Origin of the sequence: Psychrobacillus sp. FSL H8-0510, from assembly GCF_038008345.1 — a bacterium.
Lineage (GTDB): Bacteria > Bacillota > Bacilli > Bacillales_A > Planococcaceae > Psychrobacillus > Psychrobacillus psychrotolerans.
In genome coordinates this window covers 2,766,793-2,790,407 of the sequence record NZ_JBBOYZ010000001.1, presented here as the reverse complement: position 1 = coordinate 2,790,407, position 23,615 = coordinate 2,766,793, and the positions used below count along the sequence as shown (strand labels likewise).

Here is a 23,615-nt window from a genome sequence, read left to right as displayed (position 1 = left end):
TTGCACAAAAGGGATATATCACAATCAAACTGATTCCTTGTTTTCAGTGTGATGAATTAGAGAGTACATCTTTAAGGTACGGTATGGATTACTGGCTAACTACGGTTAGGGTAAGTATACGCAAGTGGACAAGCATTATGACTACCACACATTGAGGACAGTAATTCAATGAGCGATACAGAAGGAAACTTCACAACTAAACAGGGGCATAACTAGAAACCTCAGACACGACTATGACGCCTATGCAGTTGTTACTTTATGTCTTACTTACTTTTAATAGTTTGTGAGGTATAAGGTAACATCTTGCACCCTATTTCCTAGAGCAACATCCTAATCTGCCAAAAGGGAGGTCTGTAGTCAAGCGTTAATCTATCAAATTACTAAATATAATTGATAAAAAATAGGTGGAAAGATAAAAGCGAGAAAGTTGAAATGGTAAAACGTGTATAGTATTCTGAATTTAGGTCAAAGATGGTCAGACAAAAAGAAAAAAGAAGAGAAGCACAAATATGAGGAGGATTAAAAATGAATATTAAAAGAGAAGATTATAGTGAATTTATAAAAGATGAGCGTGAACTTGAATTCGTTTTAATGCTAGAGGAAGATCCAACGAGAGTAAATCAAGTATTGTATACTTTGAAAAAATATTTAGAACTAAAAAAAACAATAGGTGAAGTTCTTAACTACACTATACAGGAAAATAGATTTGAGATTGATGCCCCAAGGTATGCCATATTTATGTTAGTTACACACACTGGTGATGTTTGTCAGTATACAATTAACAAAAAGAACAAAACCAAAGCGAATTATAGTAGAAGAATGATTTTTGAATCTGTACTTGATACGGTAGACAAATATTTAAGATAGTAATTAAGAGAAGAGGGAGCAAATATGCTTCCTTTTTTTATGCAAATATTTGAATATCAAATAAAATTGCACTTTTATTCGATAATACAACTTCTAAAATGCCTTATTTATAAGGGTTTTAAGAATCGAATAAAATGCAATATTAACCGTAAATAATTAATTTTGAGTTTGATTGATATTATCCCATATTCTGACTATAGTAGAAGTATAAAATATTATATTTCCGTTATCAGATATGGTGTCCACTCTTTTAGGGTGGCTAATTATATTTGAAGGAGAATCATTAATGGAATTTATAGAGAAAATTAAAGCACATCAAGAGGGTAAATATGATTTAGCAGCGAACCTTTTAAAACTTGCTGAATCGGATATGGTAGATGTTCAAATGGTTTGTACCAAACATGAAGTAAAAATATATGATGTAGAGTACGAGGAAGAACGTACAGAGGTGTTTAGACGTTGGAGAGCAAAGTATACACCAAATGAAAACACACCTGAATATCGCATTGGATTTAACTTAAAAGTCATGTTGTCACGACACAGTAAGAAAGCAAAGAATATGAAATGGGCATTAGATACAGGATCACAGTTAGAAAAAGCAAAATTTGACGGTGAGGACTTTGTTTATTCTGTCTTAACTTCTTTAGGACATCATTATCATGTAGATGACTTTTATAAGATTCCTAAGAGCGTGTTAAAAGAAGTTGAAACTCACCTGAATTATGACAATTGGTATGATTTCAAAAAGATTTATAGCGACCATGTAAATATCTCACCTTCTGTTAATCGTTCCATTAAGAAACTGCATGATGAAATATCATCTTTAATATTGGATTCACTATATGAGTTACTTCCAAAGGTAGACCTAACAAAAACAGATGAACAAATAATTGGTTTTATATCAAAATCAGTTAGAAATAGAACGTATAGAAAATTAACAAAGTTACTGGGAACAAAAGTTCATCAAATAGACGGTGAAAAGTATATTGTTAGAACAGATAAGATGAAAATGAAACAAACAATTATAGATAATATGCTAGGAGTAAATGAAGGCAAGTTGACCAACAAGCAAGTAAATTTTTATCGTCAGTTGAAGAAGTTTATACAGATTGAAATAGATGCTCGGAACACTTCACCATTTACATTTAGTAAAGAGAATGAAATTATAAATATCAATAAGAGATACTTTGCAGAGAAGTTGGAAATGAAAGAATCTGCTTTTAAATATAGATTAAAACGTTTGCAAGATAAGAAGGATAAAGATTTCTTTGCTCAAATAGGATAAATAGAAACATCACACTTTTAGGTATATATTAGGTTCTATGTAGAGGCAAATAAAAGTCAATTATTTTTTAATCATCATTCAATTATTTTCGTATAGGGGAGTAGTTACCCCCTATCGTTCATTATTTAGTTACACCTGAGAGTAAGTGTCATTACTTGCTTTCAACCTAGAATTTGAGGATACCGATATTTTTCGGTGTCCTTTTTTTATGCACAAAATTAAATTAAAGGTGGTCATATAGATGGCTCAAATTAATAATCATGGATACGAGAAGATACGACAATACATTTTATCAAGTTGGAATTATATAGAGGTTCAAGATACTACAGGAATTGCGTTAAAACGTTTTGGAATTGTAGATGGTTTACAAGTCACTGGGAATGCTACTACACAAGAAATAGAATATAAATTAGTAATTACAGGGGATAGTACATTTCTAGGTAAAACAGTTGGGAAAAGTATTTTATTAGAAGTTGCTACAAATGGTTCTCCAATAGCGACAGAAGTATTTGCTCCATTTACATTTGAATCAGCAGATGACCAATTGACAATAATTCATAAATTACAAGTACCTCAGATTTTAGTTTAGGGGTTGATTAGATGTTAGGTACAGGAACAGTTGCAAATCCTTATATCATTCAAACTCCTACAGACCTCAATAATGTTAGAAATAAGATTACAACAGGCACATATTATGAGTTAGGCAATGATATTGATATGTCTAAATTTGGTAACTTTACTTCAATTGGTGGCTCTACTTCTGCAACACGTTTTAAGTGTTCATTTAATGGTAAGGGATTCTCAATAAAAGGAATTAAAATTGTAGGCAGTTCAAACTTTGTAGGTTTTGTATCATTGTTGGATACTGCAACAGGAATAATAAAGAATGTATCTTTTATTGATGCAAATGTTTCTTCTACTGCACTCTATACAGGAATTGTTGCAGGTGGAACTACTGGGACTTCATTAATTAGTAACTGTTTCACAAACGGAAATGTAGATGGAAATTATCATATAGGTGGAATTTGTGGAATGAATGGTGGTACAGTTGAAAACTGTTTTTCTACTGCTCATGTTACAGGAAATAATCATGTTTCTGGAATTGCACGAATGGATTCTCCTACTACTGCTAAAATACTTTCATGTTATTTCAATGGTTCTTTTACAATTAGAGAAACTATTAATCCTCCTAGTATTTTTGGTGTATCAGGTGGTACAGTTTCTTCTACTAGATTAGTTAATTCTTATTACAATATTGATACTACAGGATTAGTTGCAACATCTAATGAATTTGGAATAGGTCTTACTGATTCCCAAATGAAAGAACAATCCTCATTTGTAGGATTTGATGATACAGTTTGGGGATTCCAAAACGGTAACTATCCATATCTTAAAGTTTTTGGTGTTCCTCCAATTCCCTCACAAAAAATAATAGTCAATCTTAACAGTCATTTAAACATCATTTCTAGTTCATTAGAGCGTTCTAAAAGAAAGGTGAGTATTGCTTTATCATACTCAACAAGCATCTCTAGTGAATCCACACGTACACTACACTTGATGAAAAACGTCACATCACATATAGATGAGATAGTTTCAAATGTCACGACTTTACAAAATGCCAATACCAAAGATTATGAGGTTACTTCCTTTGTAAATAGGATAGGATCAAACGCTACTAGATTTGTTAGAACTGTAAGAATAGTATCCAGTGGAATTAATCCAATCCAAATAGTAACAGATATACAGATACCTATTAAAATAGGACAAGTTGTTTATGCTACTGCATATGTGATAGAAAATCCTACAAATATAGATATGGTAGAAAATCAATCCTTAGTGAATATGATTGAAAATCATTCAAATGTAAAAACAATAACCAATCAATCAGATACAAATACGAAAGAGAACCAAACGGAAACGAGAGTGATATAAATGTTCGCAAAAAGTACAATTCTTCTGCAAGTGCAATTTCGTGCATTTGACGGAAATAAAGTTACTCCTGAGGATGTTAAATTAACGATATATGACAAACAGAAAACTCTTATAGAAGAAATTACATTTGGTCTAGCAACAGACGGACAGGGAAAATTTGAATATGAATACACAGATACCACTGGTTCAGATTTTATATTTGAATACAGTGGGATTTTTAATGAAAAGCCGATTTTAGCAAGACAAGAAGTAAACGTAAAATTTAACTAGAATAGGAGAATCATTCATGGAAAATGAACAAGTAGTTTCAGAAGAAGTAGAGTTACAAGAGGTTGAACAAGTTGAGGAAGTTACCGAAGAAAAATCTCCACGAACACTGGATGAATTAATTGAGGATAATAAAAAACTTCAAGGCGAGTTAGCAGAAATAAAAGAAATGAAAAAAGATATTTTTGATAAAAAAGTATCAATGACTTTACAAGAAAGTGGTCTTGAAGCATTTGCAGAAGTTATTAATGTAGATAACTCAGAGGATTTAACTAAAATGGTTGCTAAATTGACTAAGATTGTTAATGACATAAAGGTATCTAATGGATATGTACCAAAGGAAACAAACGGAACACAGGATGCTTATTCACAAGCAATACAAAACGGTGACGTTAAAAACGCTATTGGTTATAAAATTGCTAACTTATTTAAAAAGTAAGACGTTGGTTCTTTTTGAACTAGCGTCTTTTTAATATCAAATAAAACTAAAAATTAAAGGGGAAATATAAATTATGATTACATCAAACAACGGTTTTACAGCGACAGAAAGCATTTCACTATCACAAGAACTAGCACTTTTAGGAGTACAATCAACTCCATTTGCTTCTTTACTATTATCTAAAGGTGTAGAAAAAGCACTTGCAACAGTATACACATTTAAAGAAAAAACTATTTCAAATGATGAGGATATTTCAGCAGTTGAGGGTGCAGATACAACAGAATTTCAAGCATCATCAAAACGTGAATTAACTGCAATTCTACAAATTTTCAAGAAAGCAGTATCTATCTCAGGTACGGCAGATGCTATGCAATCAACTAAGTTTACAGAAGAAGTTGCAGACCGTCTTTTAGAGTTAAAAATTAATCTTGAAAAAGTATTAATTAATGGAACTAAAGCAGATGGATCAGTTACACCATTCATTCGTAAAATGTCAGGTATTGTTGAGAGTGCCGATTCTTCAAATGCAGAAACAGGTGCAAATGTAGAGGAACTAATCAAAAATACTATGCAAAACCTTTGGAACAATGATTTGTCAGAAGGGGTATATTACTTATTTGTTAATGCAGATGTGAAAGAAAAAATTGATGCAGTATACAAAGATTCTTACTCATATGTTCATCAAACAAATAATTTTGGCTTAATTGTAGATTCCGTAAATACTAATTTTGGTACTGTAAATGTGGTTTTATCTAAGCATGTTCCAGCGACTAAAGGAATTTTATTTAATGATGCTTATGTAAATATGGTTGCTTTACGTGAAGCACACTTTGAACCACTTGCAAAAACTGGTGACAGTACAAAAGGTCAAATTGTTGGGGAATATTCTCTAAAAGTAGGTTCTCCTAAAGCGGTAGCAGTAATTACAGTAGCATAGTCACAAATGGCACTCATCTAAATGGTGAGTGCTTTTTTAATATAAGAAATTCAATTAATTGCATGAGAAGGGAGAATCATTATGACAGAAACAGAATTATTTGTTATGAGAAAAAGGAAACGTATCAAACTTTCACAAGTAGCAGAATTTGTGGATTGCTCAATTAGTTTATTAAGCAGATTTGAAAATCAACAAGTTGCCATGTCTAAAGAAAAGATAAAAAAGTATAGAGAATATATCGAACAATACTAGAACAAACATACTTAAAGAAAATCACAAATAAGAAGGAGTTGAACAAATGAATTACTCAACTTAGTTTCCTTTTTCGTTAATGTACTCAGTCGATTTAATCGGCTTATTTTACTTGGTTTAGTGAAACCACTTGCGAAAAAGGAAGCAACAAATCATAGGAAACTGTATTGATATTCATTCAATATGAACAAACAACTTAAAGATTTATTTCCCCAATGGATACACCAAAAGCAAGACGCTGCTTTAATTATGACGAATGATATAGATTCAATCGTATCATGTGCAATTGGAAAAGCAGTGTTCGGATATGAAGTGAATCAATACTATTCATTCTCTAAGTTATATCAAAAAGATTTAGAGGATACGAGAGAAACTATTGGTGTAGATTTAGCAATAAAAACTGGTAAGACGTACGACAATCATCTAACTAAGTTTTATGGTACTTCAATTTCTAATCCTGAATCAGCAAATATTAATTCGATCCTAAAAGTTTCAACAGAAAATTACACAGATAAATTTGCTATGTCTACTGCAATCATGATGTGGTCACTTTATGACCTTCCACTACCTACATCATTAGAAGGGAAACTTATCTTGTTAGCAATCGACAGTGGATTTAAAGGACACTATGATAAGCGATTCAATGCAGTCCATACACAGTATTTAGAACTATTAGGATTTACTGAGTTAGTAGATATTCTGAATGAATTTGATGTTTCAGTATTTGAAAGAATTACACGTAAATTGAAGGAACAAGATGATAGAGTTTACAGACGTAAAACTGGTGAATTGTACACTTATCTCAATTTAGATAATACATCTAAACATTTAGGTATCCGATTAGAAATTCCTAGTGGACAATTTTCAATAGTTCAAGAGTTTACTAATGAAAGATTTTCTACAAGTGATACACATGACTTGATGAAAAATAACAATGTGTTTTCTTATGCACTAACTCATAGAAATAAAGGAATGGTATCTACTTATAAGAAAGGAGAATCAGCATGAATGAAATGACCAAAGATTATTTTTTTTGCTATACGAAAAGCATGAGCAATCATCTAAAAGAGTGTGGAATAAATTATGTGTTTAAAGCCATCTCTATTAAAAACAGTAAGATATTCACTCTATATAAGAAGTCACCTGAGTTACAGAAAGCATTAGATAAATTTAATCAAAAATAGAAGGTGTGTAAAAAGTGTATTAAATATTATACAGAAATTCCGATGTGTGATATTGTTGTATTTAAGGGTGTGTAAAAAGTGTATAACATCCTATACATATTTTTATTGATAATTGATAAAAGTGTATAGAATAGTATACAAATATTACACAGTTTAAAGATAAACACTATATACAGATAAACACTTTAGTGTATTTTTATTATTATGAGATGGGAGAATTATAAATGAATAAGAGAATCCAACCAAGAGAACCATTTTTTATGATTCCAGACCGTTTAATTTCGGAAGATGGAAGTTTACAACTTACAGAAGTAGAATTATATTTATATTCCTTATTATTAAGAAAGAAAAATTATGAAGGTGTGACGGAAACAAGTATTACATTTCTTCATGAATCTTCACCAATTGAATTTGGTTCAAGTAAACAAAGAAGTATTGATTTAATTAAGTCAGGATTATTGTCTTTAATGGAAAAGAAAGTAATTAGGATTTGTAACAGTAAAAGAGAGATACTAAAAAACTTCAAACTTATTAATAATGATGGAGAAATTATTAAAGATTATAAACCAAGTGACTTGATTATTATAATATTTGGTAATTCTTCATTAAAGGGTCATACTGAGATCGACTATAGCAAGTTTGATTCATTTGTTTCTATGAGTGATTATTACATTTATTGTGCAGTTGCTAGATGGATAAATAGTGGAAATGGAAACTTTAATTGTTCCTATGACAGATGGGCAAGAATACTCCAAGTCACTGATAAAACAGCAAAAACAAAAGTTAATGAAGCAGTAGAGAGGGAAATCATCTATAAAAATATTGGTAACTATAAAGATGAAGCAGTCAAAGGTAGAACGCAAAAAATCCAAAATGTAAATGCATACCGTACTACACCATTTAATAATACAGAAAAAACAATCATGACTAAAAAACAAGAAGTAGAGAATATAGAAGATATGTTTTAAGACGGTGGTTCATTGAACTGACGTCTTTTTTTGTTACATGAAAATCTTTAGGAGGAATAGAAGATGGAACTAAATCAAGCAATAAAGGAATTAACGATTAAAAAACAATTGTATTTCAAATGGAAAAATAATTATGGCATGAGGAATCCACGTACTAAGGAATCAATCTTAAAAGAAATTAACGCAAAAGATTTCTTCACCTACGAAAAGTGGGAATTAAGCGAGGAATATCAGTTTCTAATGAATCTACTCTTGCAGTCGAAAATTGGACAAGATATGCAAATTATATATGAAACAACTTCTGAGAAAGCAAAATCAGGAGATGAAAAGGCGACTAAACTTTTATTTGAAATACAAAAGCAAATTGTCGCTATGAATAAAGAATACAAGAGTAAGAAACCAACTAAAAAGAGTTCTGAAAATGCTTATGATGATTTGGAGTTGTGATGAATGACTACAAAGAAACCTGAGAGTAAACTCCAAAAGGTATTAGATGATTTTGAGTTATTTGCAAAGAATTTTATATTCATAACAGACAATGAGAACCAACTTGTAAAATTTGAAATCAATGATGCTCAACAGGAGATCAACAACCTAATGAGTAAGAATCGTTTCATAATAATTGGTAAAGCAAGGCAAAGTGGAATATCTACATTTGTATTAGGGAAAGCGTTATGGAGAGCATTAACGAAACCAAATGAAAACATTCTTATAGTTAGTTATAAAGGGGATTCTGCAAAAGCACTCTTTGATAAATTAAAGATGATGAATGAAGGTATCCCTAGAGAGAAGTTTTCTAATGTGTTCCCAACAACTAAGCGTGACAACAGGGGAGAATTATTCTTTTCAAATGGTTCAAGAATTTCAAGTGTAACGGCTGGATCAAAAAGTATTGGTCGAGGAAGTACGTACACATATATTCATCTATCTGAGTTTGCATTTTATCAAGCACAAGAAACACAATTATTATCAGTGGAACAATCACTTGCAAAAGGTGAACACTCGCAACTAACAATAGAGACAACCTCCAACGGAACAGGCAACCACTTCTATAAACTCTACACACAAGCCATGAAAGGTAAATCAAAATATGTAGATTATTTTGTTCCTTTCTTCCACAAATTATATTCCAAACAATTCAAGTTTGATTATGCAGAAGCAGAATTATGGTACAAGGCAACCAACAAAGGAAAACGTTTATCACTGGATGAACTTGAGGATGATGAAATTGTATTACACAACTCAGGAGCAAACTTAAAGCAGTTAATGTGGCGAAGATGGAAGATACAAGACATGGAAGATGAAACTCAATTCATGCAAGAGTTCCCTTCCAATCCAATTGAAAGTTTTATATCCACTGGAAGAAGTGTATTTGACCAAACTAAAGTATTAAAGCGTATGAGTGCCACAAATGAGCCATTATCTAAGAATGAAGTGTCTGAGATTGTACCTGAGAGCGTTTTAAAATACGTTAATCGGGGACTTGCCTTGTTTGAATTGCCTGAGAGGTCGAAAAAATACTTCTTTGGTGTTGATACTGCAAGTGGCAGCGGTCAAGATTTCAGTACAATATCAGTATTCGATATAGATGGACAACAAGTGATGAGTTTCTATCATAACAAAATAACGATATACGAATTTGCTCAGGTCATATATGACTTAGGGCATTTTTTTAATTACGCATTTTTAACAGTTGAATCTAATTCATACGGGTTAGCAGTCATTGAGCGATTACGTAAAGAGAAGCAATATCTCAATATGTATAAGATGAAAACATTTGATGAGCAAGGGAAGAAGAAATTAAAAGTCGGATTCTTAACATCTCAAAAAACGAAACCTATTATGATTTCAGATTTCAAAGAGCAATTTGAATTAGGACTAATCAATATTGAGTGCAAGGTAACTCTTAATCAAATGCAGATGTTTATTGAAACAAACGGACGTACTGGAAACAAAAAGGGGAACAGCGACCTGCATCATGATGATAGTGTAATTTCTTCTGCTCTTGCAGTACAGGGAATGAAAGCGAATAAGTGGTATGTGGATTAATAGAGAGGTTCACTATGAACTTCACAAAATTTGAAAGGATTGATTAGATGAATTTAGAACAATACATCAAAGTTAAATATAAAAATAAAACAGGTTGGTTTGTGGATGAAGCAACTTTATTTCATAACACATCAAGAGTATTAGATGTACAGAACAAAAAGGATTACTTAGAAGGACACCACAATATTTTAAGTCGTCCTTCATATCAATATAATGGTCAATTGGTTGAACCACGTAAAATTGTATTGAACATGGCAAAAACTATCTTGTCATTCCAAACACAATTCCTATTAAAAAATCCTATACAAATAACAGGTAAGGAAAAGATGGTAGAGGAATTTCAAGTGGTCAATAAGTTAGGTAAATTTAATGAAAAGAATATTGCTATCCTTGATAAACTTTTAAAGTTTGGGAATGTGTATGAGTATATCTATTTAGATAAGAAGGGTTATATCACATCAAAAATTATTAATAGTGACGAAGGGTTTCCTATTTATAATCAACATAATGAAATGATTGGATTCATTGAGCAATATGTATTTGATAGTATTTCCTATTATGTTATCTATGATGATGAAAAGGTTCAAGAGTGGACAAATGAAGGTGGATCACTTCAAATGACTTCACAGTTTGCAAATTTAAGTGGATTGCCAGTTGCTTATGTATCTACAAATGAACATAGTGAAACAGAAGGAAGAAGTCAGTTAGATGATTTCATAGGGATACTAGACAACATGGAGGATTTAATTAGTAAGACAGTTGACGGTCTATACAAGATGATTAATCCAGTTCCAGTTATCTCAGGTCAACAGTTGAAAGGTTCAATTCCTCAACATATTGTAGGAGGGGGTATTCAGTTAGATGATGGAGGAACGTTCTCTTTTGAATCGGCTACTATTGATGCTAAAGCATTTGATATTCTGTATACACAGTTGTATCAATCACTATTAGATATAAGTATGACACCTTCTGTATCAATGGGGAGAGCAGAGATAAGCAATGTAAGTGAGCAATCTGTACGCTTATTATTCTCATTGGCTAGTGTTAAGGGTGGTATGAATGAGCAGTGTTTACGTAAGGGATTCTATGAGAGATGGGATAGAATACGTTCATTGCTAACATACAAAGGTGTAAACATTAATGATAAAGCATGGTCAACGTTTGATGTTCTGTTTACTTATGACTTACCATCTAACAATGCAGAGGTTATTGGCAACCTGAGAGCATTAAGAGAGATGGGTGCATTGAGTATGGAGAGTATGCTTGAACTATCTCCAATGACTAGTGATGTTGGTCAAGAGATGGAACGTTTAAATAGTGAGGGAAATAATAAAGGTCAGGTTCAACGTGAACTAGAGGTAAATAGTTGAGTGAGTAATGTAAGTAAATAATATGAGAAAAAATATCTACTCGTTGTGGAAAAATAATATTGGTTTTTGTGAAAGTATTATCTTTAGATTGTGTGAAAATATTGTTAAGTCGAGTGGTAGATGTGAGTGGGGTAATTGCTTCAAGTCGAGTGTTAAGGGGATAGGATAGTTTAATGAGAATGTAGACGTATCAAGGGTATAGAGTGTGAGTGTATATATCCAAAATTTTTCGCCTGTTATATAAGAACAGTCGTTCGTATATGTTATGTAAAAAATGAATCCAGTATATTACTGAGATTTTTTTTGATTTCCCATTTAATTAATAATACGATATGGGTAATAATTACAGTGAACTCAGGAGTATTGGATTGACAACTATCTATCCATAATCTAATAAAAATTTGATTTTACTTGATAATCTGTACGGTATCATAATAGTCATTATAGAACAATGGCTTTAAATCAACATTCAGGTGGGAGTAGAACCGTAGTTCTAATCCCCTCCTGTATTTATATGGATAATATTTTGTGTGATACCCCTAAAATTGAAATGAACCGCCTACCATATCACTTTTTTCACGCACATAAATTTTCCTTCTTTTCCCCTATCTTTGAGTAAAACGTCATGGTACTATGGACTAGAATATATTCTAAGGGGTGGAATGAAATGGATAAAAAAAATTGGTTTATAGTTATTGGTAGTTTGATTTTTATTACTGTATTTTTTGTGGGAATTAATCAGTATCAGGAATATCAAGTGAGAAATTCTTTGGAAGATGAAATTAGTGAAATTGAAGCAGAAATAGCGAAATTAGATGCTGGAGATTATTCTGATATTGCATCGGAAAGTTACACACAAAACCTTTCACTCTCTAATTTCTCAGCCAACTCAGATGGTACTTTTGTAAATGCTTATGGTTCAATTACAAATAATTCATCTCAATCTATTGATGAGATTGGCGAGATTGCTTTCTTTAACTCAGATGGATCAATTAATAGAGTAAAATCAATTATGGTCAAATTAGACGCAGGTGAAACTTTACACTTTGAAGAATTAATTGGATTAACTAAAGATGGTACAGAAGTTCCGTCATCAGCAGAATTAACTGGATTTTAATAAAAAATTAATACTCCGCTTTCATGGTAGGATATGGATAAATATATTTATAGGAGTGTCCAAATGCTAAATATATTCAAGAAGAAAGAAAGAGTTGGCGGTTATATTAAGTACTATGGAATTGAGGACTTTTGGTTAAATAATCTAACAAGCAAAGAACATGATGAAGTAAAGAAAAGATGGTCACAAGGATTAGGTACTAATCCTGAACAAATAGATAAAGGAAATTTTAAAAGTGTAGGTTATTCTAAGAGTAATTTTCTAATTGTGATGGCACAAGGTATAAGTGATATAAAGATAAAGGATCAATTGTTACAGTGGTCATTAAAAGAACAAACCCCTGATGTTATAGATACTCACTTTAATTATATGAATATTTCGGATGAATATAAGAAGATGATAAAATTAGATAAATCATTTTATTCAAAACAGATTGAAGTACTAGAAAAAGATTGCCAACTATTTGAAGAATTTTGTAATGCGTATATTAAATTATCATATTACAAGAAGGAGGAGGGAATCCCTTCATATCCTTCTTTTCGAGAATTAGCGATTGCCTATGAAAGAACTGGTAAATTCCAAGAAGCAATAGATATATCCGAATTAGCAATTAAAAAGAGGGTAAAAGAAAATACATCTTTCGATAGAAGAATAGAAAAACTGAAAAAGAAAGTAAAATGAGAACCTTTAAGATAGAAGTTAATTGTGCAATGGGAAACAATCAAATAGGAGGGATTTACCTATATCCAAAGGAGGATAAAATTCCCTTTATGTCGAATTAAGTAGATATAAGGGAGGTGAGTAATATGGATTTAAGCACTTTTGAGAAGTTTTTAGAGAATAATAATTCTAGATATATTTCTTTTGTATTTGTAAATGCACATGAAAAAGTTAAAGAATTGCATGGAATTACAGATTGTATCGGTTTTTATGCTAAGAATTTCTTTAATACCAATGAAACAGAATTTTATTATTTCTATAAAGACGCAATAATAAACGTTAAATTTACTATTGATAAAAATGAACATACTTTTCCAATAAATGTTAATCATCATAAAACAAAAGCATTGAGTAAAGGTATCTCTCTTAATAGATACACTTCTAACACTACTGAATTGACAATTAGATTGGAAGATGAAACTAACTTTGTTTTAAATAATACTAATGATAGTAATGATGATTGGTATCAAGCATATGGTGATAATATTATATCTCTATACAAAATATTAAATTAAATATTTGAATCGAACTTTAGACACTCTCATTAATTCGAGGGTGTTTTTTATATCCATAAAAGGAATTACCTTCCTACTTGTCGAATGAAGTAGATAAAGGGGAGGTGAGTTAGTATGGAATTTAAAATTAGTTATTATAGTGATAAAGACACTGTATTAGGAGAAGAGATTTTAAATTACGGTACATTTGATATGGTGGAAGACAGTGTAATCGAAGAACTTCAAGAGGATATTATTACAGTTAAAAATATTATTCGTGAGAAAGAGCATCGAACTTTAATAAGAACGGATAAGATTGCTAAAATTTTAATTAGAGAAAACACTTCAAACACCGTTGGAACTGTAAAAACAGGAAACAGATGGGGAAATTAGATATTATCAAAGCGTAAAAGCACCTCAATCGAGTGTGCTTTTTTTGTTGTCCAAATTTAACATCATAGGAGGTGTTTATCATAGAGAAATTATTATTTGGTTTCACCATCTTTGGAACTTTCTTTTCATTTCTTATAGGAGGGTGGCACATATCACTAACAATATTAGTTGTATTCATGGCTATTGATATAATCACAGGTTTAATAAAAGCAGCGACACAGAAAAAGTTAAATTCTAAAGTGTCCTATAGGGGATTCTTAAAGAAAACGTCAATCATGTTAGTTATTATCATTGCTAACTTATTGGATTTATTAACTGCATCAGGTGTACCTGTTTTTAGAACAATGGCTGTTTTCTTCTATATAGGAATGGAAGGGTTAAGTATTACTGAAAACTTAGGTCATATAGGTGTTCCTTTACCAAAAGGGATAAGTAAGTATTTAGAACAACTATCTAAAGAGGAAATACCGACAAACAGAGAGGAATGAGCGTATGAATAACATTCAACGGTTACAAATGGAAACAAAGGGGATTGAGTTAGACCAACAGGAATTAATCATCTACTTACAGGAGAATGGATTAAAGGCACATGATGAATATATTGCAACTTCATTAGATAAGAAGAAAGCCATTTATCAAACTGCATTATCTGTACTGGAATCAGTAGCAAACAATCCTGAGTTAATGAAGAACATTAAAATGGATGATATGAGCGTTTCACAATTCCATGAAAACCTAACTCAACGTATTGACCAACTATATAAAACTATACGACAAATGAAAACGGATCAAACTTCTAATTCCGATATTTTCATGTTGTATTTGTGAGGTGAGAGCAGATGAATTATTTAACTAATCCTAAGTTGCTCAATGATAGTTTGAATCATATTAGTGAAACGGTATTAATAAATGGAGTTCCTCAACAAGCAGTAATAACTACTGCATATCTAGGACTGGAAGAAAATCGTCACTTATCATCTTTACAACCATTTAAACGTGGTGATTTAGTTGAATACAGAAAGCATACTTATTTAGTTACTGAGGAAGTTAAAACTAAAAGACATAATAAGTATCGTGCTACTATGACAAGTTGTAATTACTATTTCACTGTAAGGGATTTAATAGAAAGAATTGATACAGGTAAGAAGGATGATTTCGGTAGACCGATTTATAAAGATGTATATGGAGAGCCATATAATTTGTATGGAGTAATGAAAGAATGGGATAGGAAGTTAGACCAAGCGTTTGCAATCAATATGATGCAAGTAACATTTTTTATAGATGTACAGGATAATGCAATAAATCGTGAGCAGTTTAAAATAAATAACATCTATGACATTCGTGGTAGAAATATGAAAGTTGCTCTACACGAAAAATCCAATGATGGAATTTTAGGTGTTCTCTTTTTGGAAACAGGCACATCAGCACCTTATTAATTAGTTTGACAAATGGAAATCTTTCTCTATAATTGGTGATAAGAAGGTTGATTGAACTACGTACTACATATGTAGTAATCGCCTATTGAACGAAGTACTGATACCATTGGGATTATAAACATCTCATTTTTTCTGGACGCGGGTTCAAATCCCGCCGTCTCCATATTGTGAAATGTACTGAATTTCACTGAGTGCCATAAATGTTGATTTATCAACGTTTATGGCGCTTTTTTTATGCCTTTGAGTTGTCCTGAATTGGACTGAATCCTTACAGATTATGCTTGTGGTGGATGATAAAGAGAAGGGATAGTGTTCTCGTTTATATTTGGCAAAAGGGGTCCGTACACATGGACGTTGATAAAGACGTACAATAGATTAGGAATCATGTAATAATGAATGAATACTCGGAGTGCAAAGATATACAAAGTAATATTAAGCTGAAGAATAATAGGTGAAATTGACTAAGTATAGTATAGATAGTATAATTTAATAGTCTCATAAAAATGGTTATGGGAGAGATAGGTTTCAAGCTTTGCAAGTTTCTTAACGTTAAGAAACTCACAAAGCAACGATATGATTTCTAGAAACAGTAATAGAAGTTGCAGGTCTGGCAAATCAATCAAACTTATCACAGTTGTAATTACCTCCCTAATGTAATTATAATTGAGTGTTTTAAAGATTTTCGCTTTTAACAAAGTGAAATATAGTGGTCAGCAGAGCATTTATTCTTATGAATAAATGACACAACATTAGGCTAGGAGGTTGTTCTGTTATGAAACGGAGTAAGGGACCACGACGATTACATAACCTTCCTAGCTCTTCTAATATCAACTGGTCAAAGTATAAACAAAAGAATTATTTACATTTCGATGAACATATTAAAATAGAGCATATGAAGTCTAAACTCCAAGATAGTGAGTGGGTAGCTTCATATGCTTTTTTACCGTCCATTCACTTTGAAATAATTTTTAAAAAGTACGTAACAATCCCAGAATTATACGATCATGTGAAGAAGAGCAAAAGGAAAGAGAAGAAAAAGAAAGTAAGAAAAATTTTCTACTCAGCACATAAAGATAGCTATATCTATAAATATTACGGTGATTTATTGAACAACTCTTATAACACATTTGCTGAAGACAATAATATCGATGAAATAGCAGTAGCTTATAGAAATAATAAAGAAGGTAAGAATAGTGTGAACTTTGCGCATGAAGTATTTGAACATTTATTTAAGCAAGAACATGCTGTAATTATTTCAATGGATTTCACTAGATTCTTTGATAATATTTCACATAAAACATTAAAAAACAATATAAAGCGTGTATTGAATGTGGATAGCTTATCAGATGATTGGTACAAGGTATTTAGAAGCTTAACGAAATTTACATATGTCAATAAGACTGATATTAATCATTTTTTAAAGATTAAGCACGGTGAGAAGAAGCTAAAGAAAATAAAATTATCTAAAATAATGGAGCCGATTGAGTTTAGAGAATTTAAAAAGGAACATCTGCATGTAAATCAAAATAATTTTGGAATACCACAGGGGTCTGGAATGAGCGCAGTATGCTCAAATGTTCATTTAATAGACTTCGATAAAGAAATGATGCAGTGGGCAAAACAAAAACATGAGAAATCCCTATATAGAAGATATTGTGATGATCTAATTTTAGTTATTCCGATTTCAAATCAGGCCACAGATACAGTCCATTCAATACGAGATGAGTTATTAGATATCATGGAGAAATATAAAGAGGATGGTCTGGATATTCAAAAAGAAAAAACAGAAATTCGGCTATATCAAAATGGTGATATTTTAAATGAGCAACTGCAGCCAGCAACATTAGATTATTTGGGCTTTGTAACGAATGGCAAGTTAATAAAAATCCGTGAAAAGAGCCTATTTAAATATTATTCAAGGGCATATAGGAAGGCGAATACAAGCAAACGTATTTCATTTGCTACTGGTCGTCCAGGTCCTAAAAAGGAGCTTTATGACTTATATACGCATTTAGGGTATCAATATAAAGACTATGGTAATTTCATCTCTTATGCATACAAAGCTCATCGAAAAATGAATCAATTACCAGTAAAAAGTATGATTCGAAGGCAAGTTAAAAGGCATTGGGGTAGAGTACAGAAGAGAATGTTATAAAAAGAATCTTTTTATAACATTTCAACTTATAGGCGGCGGGAGAGATATTATTTTATTTTTAAGAAAATGATAATAGTATACAACCCTGACTGGGCATTAGCTGTAGAAGAAAACAAATAAGATGAATTATACTTTATAGCTAAACAAAATGTAGTACGACTTCTACGTCCTACAGAATTACCTAAAATTCAAAGTGGTGAAAAACACTTTGTTGCAATTAAAAAAGGTTTTACTTTCAAAAAGCAACAGAATTACAAGCTGTTTATTCAGTGTCCAGGTGATATAAAATGGCAGGCATTAAGTTTGAAATCAAAGAGCATATTGGTGTGATTTCAGAAACAGTAAAAGGATGGACAAAAGAGCTAAATTATAATACTTGGAATAGTAGGGGAAATACATGAATGAAAAACAATACATCAATAAATTAGAAGCACTTTTTAGTGAAAAGGAAGAGCTATCGAAATATTTTCTCCCTCATATTATGGAATTAAAGCATAAATCGGACCGGTGGGAGGATGAGACAATCCGGATTGGTTTGATTGGGGTAACGAGTAGTGGGAAATCTACTTTGCTAAATGCACTTTTAGGGGACAAAATTTTACCAACTGCTGTTCGTCCAAGTTCAGGATCGATTATTATTTGCTCTAAGGGAGAGCGAACTAAAGCAAAGATTCTTTTTGAAAATGGTAAAACAGAAGATATCAATGAAAATAATATTAAAGCAGCCCTAGAAAAATATGGCGATGAATATAATAATGCGGAAAATAAATATAGGGTAAAAGAAATTCATGTAGAATCAAAGAATTTTCTTCTGCCAAAAAATATTCAAATTATTGACAGTCCAGGTTTAGATGCTTATGGACTAGAGCGCCATGAGGAAATTACATTATCTACATTATTACCTACAATTGATCTTTGCTTATATGTCGTGACGTTGAAATCCAATTCAGATGCAACAACTCACCGAATATTAGAGCAAATTCAAAATCAATTTAAGCCAATGATAATTGTTCAAAATATGCTCGATTCCATTGAACCAAAAATCGGTGTTAATGGGGTAATTGAAAAAACGCGCGAACAAATAGCCCAGGAGCATATTGAACGAACAAAACGCATTTTAGACAATGTAGACAAATCGTTACATGAAATAGTTCAAATTGTACAATTGTCTGCTAAACGTGCTGTTGACGCAAGAAATGAAAACAATGCAAAAAAATTAGAGCAATCCCAGTTGCATCACTTAATGCATATGATTGAGTCGTATTGTGAAAAAATTGGACCTCAATTATTTAAAACAAGGGGTCGTGCATTAGTTCACCAAATGCAAACGATTTTACTGGAAGAAGAAAAACTATCAGGAAATCAAGTTACTTTTGAGCGTGAGATTAAGAATTTAAAAGAACAAATTGATAAGGACTTGCAAACGATGGAGCAAGCTAATGGCATACTCATAAGCCAAAAAAGTCATTTAAAGCATCAATTTTCTAAGTTAAATAGTCAAGTTGAAGTTCAAATTCAAAATATTAATTCCTTAGATGAAAACGATTTTATCGGTGCTGATCTTGCTATATCAACAATTAAAAAGCAAATGAGCATAATTGAAAATGATTTTATTGAGGATATAAAATCGAAGCATCAGGAAATTACGAAATTAATTCAATCTAGTGGTGCAGATATAAATGAATTAATGCGCGATATGGTATCGCAAAAAAGCACTCGACGTAATACTCGATATTTTGAAATTCGTTCCAAAACGAAACAAATATCAAAACGAGTTAAATCAGACGGGGTAATGGGTGGGGCAAAACGGTTAATTGGTGGACTTTTTAAAAAAGACTGGGGTTATGAAACGGTTTATGATGATATCGATATTCTTGATAAACAGGAGATTTGTCAAAATTTAAAGAGCGTCAGTTATGTAATGCAAGATGCATTAGCTCAAAAAGTGGATGAGTGGGCGAACCAGTTAAAGGAAGCCATCTACAGCTTACAACTACTGTTAGAGGATAAAAAGGTTGCCATACTTGAAAAAAAGCAAGCACGTAAAAATCTGAAGAGCATAGCATCGGTTCTCGATACAATTCGACAATTTATTGCGCAATTGGAAAGTGACTTAAAAGCGAATGAAGTGAAAATTCAACAGTTTGCAAAAAAGATCAAACATAATAAACCAATTATGCACTCCGGTAAAATGGTGGAAATGGTCATTGAGCCAACCACATATTCGCTTTATAAAATGAGTAAATTATTTGTCAATAATATTTATCATACATCCTTTAATCATGTGCAAGCAGCTAATAAAGAAATACAAAATTATGATAAAACATTAATACTTAGCTGGGATGAGCATAATTTAATTCAGTTTATACAACGCTATCCTTCATTGACGATAAGTAATCAGAACTTATTAGAATTAAAGAAACATGGTGTTTTGATGTTACAAGAATATTGTATTATTTACGAAAATGCCCTGACAATAAATCAAAAGAAATTGATGGACTGGATAGAGCAATCGAATCTCAATGCCTATTTATTAGTTAATATTGTGCAAGTTGGACAAGCGAAGTCGCAAATTATGAAGAGTAAGGTTGTTGAAGGCTTAAAGAAAAAACAAGTGCCTTGCAATTTAGTAATGCAATCCTTTGTTGAATTTATTGAAAGTGGTGCCTATGAGGAAGCTGCAGAAATGTTTGATGAAGTACAGAGTATACCAATATTTAAGAATGGTCTTCGATTAATCAATGACCAAAGTCCGCTATTTTCTTTAATCCATTTAGAATTAGATCATTCTGATACGAAAGTACATAACGTGACGAAACTGACGAATTTGATTGAAAAGAAAATGCCTTATTTATTAAGTTCATCGCATATTGCGTTTGCTTACAAACAATATGTAAATGCTGTGTCAAAGAGAAAAGGAGTTAATATCAAATGACAAAATCCGTAATGATTGAAATAGATGAATCGACGAAAGATATAATGTCGGAATTAGAAGAAAGCATAATAAAAAGTATTCAAAGAAGCTTTTCATCTAGTATAGAAAAATCTATCAATGATCAAGCGAGCCAAATTCAGCAAATTAATGAAATAGTCCAAGCAGAAATGGAAAATATGAGGGATGAAATTTCTTCATCTATAAAGCCAATTTCTAGAGTGTCACGTGACGTGGAAGATACTTTACGCAGTGTGACGAAGCTAGAAAAGCAATATAATGTCCAAATGCAAGCGTTACAATCTCTCCAAAATGGACAACTTGAAACGATTCAAAAAGAACTTTCCAATTTATTTAATGGAATGGAACAGCAAAACACAAAACTTTTTCAAGTAGGGTTGGACAATTTTAAAAATAAAAATTCACAATTGATAGATGAATTTGCAACAAAACTTTCTGTCATCAAAGATGAATATATGACCGATTTAAATTGGATTTTAACTCAAGTAAAAGAACAACTACAATTACTAGAAAACGTCACGGTACAGATATCCCAAAAGGAAGAATATTTTACCCAGCTGTTAGCTCAATTAAATGAGCAAAAAATGCAACAGCAACACATGTTTGAGGAACAGCAACAAAACCTTTCAACGCAATCAAATGCCATAATGACGAGTCTCAGTCAAGAAGTGTCTAGTTTTTCTCATAAATTAACAACGCAATTATCAGCAACGATGGAAAAATTAGAATTAACGCAAATTCATTCAAATGAAGTACTAGCTCAATCACTGGCGACTTTTGAAAAGACACAATCAAAAATGTTAGAAGATTCAATGACAAAGCAACATGAAATCCTTGAAAGTAAGACAAAACTCCTTTTAAAATCGATTGATCAAAAAGATTCCTTCCTGGCTATTCAAAATCGTATGAATCAAATGGAATTGACAGTACTAGAAGCAATCAATACACAAGTTTTATTTGCGAAATTGACAGAATTAGAAAAAGATTTAGCTTATCAGCGTTTACCATTTTATAAAAAGTGGTTTACCAAAAGGGAGGATTATTGATGTCTACAAAGGTATTAACAAATGAAAAATTTGTTTCAATTTTAAATGCAGTACTACCTGATAAAGATCCAATTACCAACTTGACGTATTTCGAAAATTTGAAACACAAAATATCAAATCAACAACATGATGAATTTTATATTCCGGTTTTAGGGATTCAAGGTACAGGAAAAAGTAGCTTTTTAAACGCGTTGTTAATGGATGATTATATTTTACCAGTTGATGCTGATGAAACCACTTGTGTACCAGTGGAAATTCGCTATGGTGATGAAAAAATAGTTGTTCACTTCGAGGATAAAAGCCCAATTACTGTTGGAAATTATAAAGAGATTGAGCAATACGTACATAATAGCTACAATCCAGGTAATGAAAAGCATGTAAAAATCATTCAAGTTTACAAAAAGCATGAGCTGCTTCAAAATGGGATTGTCTTTGTAGACTTACCTGGTGTTGGGAGCTTAACACCAAGCAATGTGAAGACGACAATGGAATACATAGAAAAATTATCAGCTGCGATTTTTATGATTCGTAGTGTTCCACCAATCTTAAAAAATGAAGCTAACTTTTTAAAAATGGTTTGGCCAAAGTTATCAAAAGCTTGGTTTGTTCAAAATCAGTGGAATGACGAGGCGGATACTGAAGTAGAAGACGGGAAAGAGCATAATGACTATATATTAAATGAAATTCAAAAATCCTATAAAATGAATGATTCTTTGGATATTCGTATTATTAATGTTTACGGCGCTTTAACGGGTAAGTTTACTAAAAATCAACAGCAAATCGATGCTTCAGGTATTCCTGCGTTTCAAAGGTTTATTTCGGAAGTGACAAGTAATTGGCGCTCGATGATTAATGATGAAAAAAACAATTTAGAACGACAGGCTATAATGGATGTAAAAGAAGCAATTCAACAGCAAATCAAACTGTATGAAAAAGGTCCAGAAGAGCATTATGAATTTTTACGTGAGCAGGAAAGCGTTATGCAGGAAAAGTTGGAAGAGAATGATAAAGTGTTACGTGAATTAAAACGAATGTTCCGTAAAGAAGAACGTCAATTAGTGTCTTGGATAGAATCAGAAATACAAAAACATAAAGAAGATTTACGTGCAACGATGCATCGTGTTGTTAAATCGAATGTTGTAGATGGCGATCGATTAGCAATGGCCTTTCAAGATAGTCAAAAAGATATTTCTGATGATTGTATGGAGCAATATCTTGAGAAAATGACGAATTTAAAGTTGGAAGTTCAAAGCTATTACGATTCTATTCTAATTCAACAGCCAGATGGACGGTTTGTTAATTATGAAGAGTTTAATAAAAACCAAAAACTTAAAATAGAAAAAACAATTCCTACAGCTATTTCACTTGGTATAGGGATTGGAACGATATTACTGGCTTCTAATCCAGTAGGCTGGATAGCTGGTGCAGCCATTGGTATTATAGGGAGTATCATTGGTAGTAAATCGAAGAAATTTGTGCAAGAAAATCGCCAACGTTCAACGATGAGTGAATTAGAACCAAAAATTCAAGATTTTGCTAGAAAACTAGAAAATTCTTTAAAAGATAATTTACGTGACTTCGTTTTACATATTGAAGAAACGATTGAGCTAATTACAGAGCAGCAAGCAGAGATGCTTGAAAAAGTATATGAAGAAGTGCGTGAAATGCGCTTTATTGAAATTGATGAGTACAAAGCGAAAAAGAAAGCGTTAGAAGATGATTTAGCATTTGTACACTCGTTGGAGGGATGA

The 23,615-nt window shown here is 31.8% G+C and carries 24 protein-coding genes; all 24 read left to right on the top strand.

Annotated features, from left to right (window positions below; all coding sequences use genetic code 11):
- The first annotated feature begins 525 nt into the window (after nt 1-525).
- The 24 genes from MHI40_RS14160 (at nt 526) to MHI40_RS14045 (ending at nt 23,615) form a co-directional block, all read left to right on the top strand.
- Nucleotides 526-867: a hypothetical protein gene (locus tag MHI40_RS14160; RefSeq protein WP_340763178.1), complete on the top strand. Its 342-nt coding sequence runs from the start codon at nt 526-528 to the stop codon at nt 865-867.
- 286 nt (nt 868-1,153) lie between these two features.
- Complete coding sequence (locus tag MHI40_RS14155) at nt 1,154-2,152, top strand: hypothetical protein (RefSeq protein ID WP_340763175.1); 999 nt, start codon at nt 1,154-1,156, stop codon at nt 2,150-2,152.
- Between the two features lie 241 nt (nt 2,153-2,393).
- Nucleotides 2,394-2,741, top strand: a complete 348-nt coding sequence (locus tag MHI40_RS14150; RefSeq protein WP_340763174.1) for a hypothetical protein — start codon at nt 2,394-2,396, stop codon at nt 2,739-2,741.
- An 11-nt stretch (nt 2,742-2,752) separates the two neighbouring features.
- Nucleotides 2,753-4,084 (top strand): hypothetical protein, encoded by a 1,332-nt coding sequence (locus MHI40_RS14145; protein WP_340763171.1) that lies wholly within the window; start codon nt 2,753-2,755, stop codon nt 4,082-4,084.
- Nucleotides 4,085-4,354 carry a hypothetical protein gene (locus MHI40_RS14140; RefSeq protein WP_340763170.1) on the top strand — a complete coding sequence of 90 codons (270 nt, stop codon included), beginning with the start codon at nt 4,085-4,087 and terminating at the stop codon, nt 4,352-4,354. It abuts the gene before it with no gap.
- Between the two features lie 16 nt (nt 4,355-4,370).
- Nucleotides 4,371-4,790, top strand: a complete 420-nt coding sequence (locus MHI40_RS14135; protein WP_340763169.1) for a hypothetical protein — start codon at nt 4,371-4,373, stop codon at nt 4,788-4,790.
- A gap of 73 nt (nt 4,791-4,863) precedes the next feature.
- Nucleotides 4,864-5,727 carry an SU10 major capsid protein gene (locus MHI40_RS14130; protein WP_340763168.1) on the top strand — a complete coding sequence of 288 codons (864 nt, stop codon included), beginning with the start codon at nt 4,864-4,866 and terminating at the stop codon, nt 5,725-5,727.
- Between the two features lie 81 nt (nt 5,728-5,808).
- Nucleotides 5,809-5,979 carry a helix-turn-helix domain-containing protein gene (locus MHI40_RS14125; protein ID WP_340763167.1) on the top strand — a complete coding sequence of 57 codons (171 nt, stop codon included), beginning with the start codon at nt 5,809-5,811 and terminating at the stop codon, nt 5,977-5,979.
- A 183-nt stretch (nt 5,980-6,162) separates the two neighbouring features.
- Nucleotides 6,163-6,987, top strand: a complete 825-nt coding sequence (locus MHI40_RS14120; RefSeq protein ID WP_340763165.1) for a hypothetical protein — start codon at nt 6,163-6,165, stop codon at nt 6,985-6,987.
- A 400-nt stretch (nt 6,988-7,387) separates the two neighbouring features.
- Nucleotides 7,388-8,131, top strand: a complete 744-nt coding sequence (locus MHI40_RS14115) for a hypothetical protein (protein ID WP_340763164.1) — start codon at nt 7,388-7,390, stop codon at nt 8,129-8,131.
- Nucleotides 8,132-8,194: 63 nt separating this feature from the next.
- Nucleotides 8,195-8,578 (top strand): hypothetical protein, encoded by a 384-nt coding sequence (locus tag MHI40_RS14110; RefSeq protein ID WP_340763163.1) that lies wholly within the window; start codon nt 8,195-8,197, stop codon nt 8,576-8,578.
- Nucleotides 8,579-8,581: 3 nt separating this feature from the next.
- The gene (locus MHI40_RS14105) at nt 8,582-10,180 is read left to right on the top strand and encodes a terminase large subunit domain-containing protein (RefSeq protein WP_340763162.1); all 1,599 of its coding nucleotides are present in this window, start codon (nt 8,582-8,584) and stop codon (nt 10,178-10,180) included.
- A 47-nt stretch (nt 10,181-10,227) separates the two neighbouring features.
- Complete coding sequence (locus MHI40_RS14100) at nt 10,228-11,550, top strand: phage portal protein (protein ID WP_340763161.1); 1,323 nt, start codon at nt 10,228-10,230, stop codon at nt 11,548-11,550.
- A 667-nt stretch (nt 11,551-12,217) separates the two neighbouring features.
- On the top strand, nt 12,218-12,667 hold the full coding sequence (locus MHI40_RS14095; protein ID WP_340763160.1) for a hypothetical protein: 450 nt from the start codon (nt 12,218-12,220) through the stop codon (nt 12,665-12,667).
- A 63-nt stretch (nt 12,668-12,730) separates the two neighbouring features.
- Nucleotides 12,731-13,348: a hypothetical protein gene (locus MHI40_RS14090; RefSeq protein WP_340763159.1), complete on the top strand. Its 618-nt coding sequence runs from the start codon at nt 12,731-12,733 to the stop codon at nt 13,346-13,348.
- Nucleotides 13,349-13,473: 125 nt separating this feature from the next.
- Entirely contained in the window at nt 13,474-13,902 is a 429-nt protein-coding gene (locus tag MHI40_RS14085) for a hypothetical protein (protein WP_340763158.1), read from the top strand.
- A gap of 114 nt (nt 13,903-14,016) precedes the next feature.
- A complete protein-coding gene (locus MHI40_RS14080) occupies nt 14,017-14,274 on the top strand; it encodes a hypothetical protein (protein ID WP_340763156.1) in 258 nt (85 codons plus the stop codon).
- Between the two features lie 71 nt (nt 14,275-14,345).
- Nucleotides 14,346-14,762, top strand: coding sequence for a phage holin family protein (locus MHI40_RS14075; protein WP_340763154.1), 417 nt, complete (start codon nt 14,346-14,348; stop codon nt 14,760-14,762).
- A gap of 4 nt (nt 14,763-14,766) precedes the next feature.
- Complete coding sequence (locus tag MHI40_RS14070; protein ID WP_340763153.1) at nt 14,767-15,102, top strand: hypothetical protein; 336 nt, start codon at nt 14,767-14,769, stop codon at nt 15,100-15,102.
- A gap of 11 nt (nt 15,103-15,113) precedes the next feature.
- Entirely contained in the window at nt 15,114-15,710 is a 597-nt protein-coding gene (locus MHI40_RS14065) for a hypothetical protein (RefSeq protein ID WP_340763152.1), read from the top strand.
- Between the two features lie 772 nt (nt 15,711-16,482).
- Nucleotides 16,483-17,865 carry a reverse transcriptase domain-containing protein gene (locus MHI40_RS14060; protein WP_340763151.1) on the top strand — a complete coding sequence of 461 codons (1,383 nt, stop codon included), beginning with the start codon at nt 16,483-16,485 and terminating at the stop codon, nt 17,863-17,865.
- Between the two features lie 397 nt (nt 17,866-18,262).
- A complete protein-coding gene (locus tag MHI40_RS14055; RefSeq protein ID WP_340763150.1) occupies nt 18,263-20,800 on the top strand; it encodes a dynamin family protein in 2,538 nt (845 codons plus the stop codon).
- Entirely contained in the window at nt 20,797-21,864 is a 1,068-nt protein-coding gene (locus MHI40_RS14050) for a hypothetical protein (RefSeq protein ID WP_340763149.1), read from the top strand. The genes MHI40_RS14055 and MHI40_RS14050 overlap by 4 nt, the downstream gene beginning before the upstream one ends.
- Nucleotides 21,864-23,615 carry a dynamin family protein gene (locus tag MHI40_RS14045; RefSeq protein WP_340763148.1) on the top strand — a complete coding sequence of 584 codons (1,752 nt, stop codon included), beginning with the start codon at nt 21,864-21,866 and terminating at the stop codon, nt 23,613-23,615. Before MHI40_RS14050 ends, MHI40_RS14045 begins: the two co-directional genes overlap by 1 nt.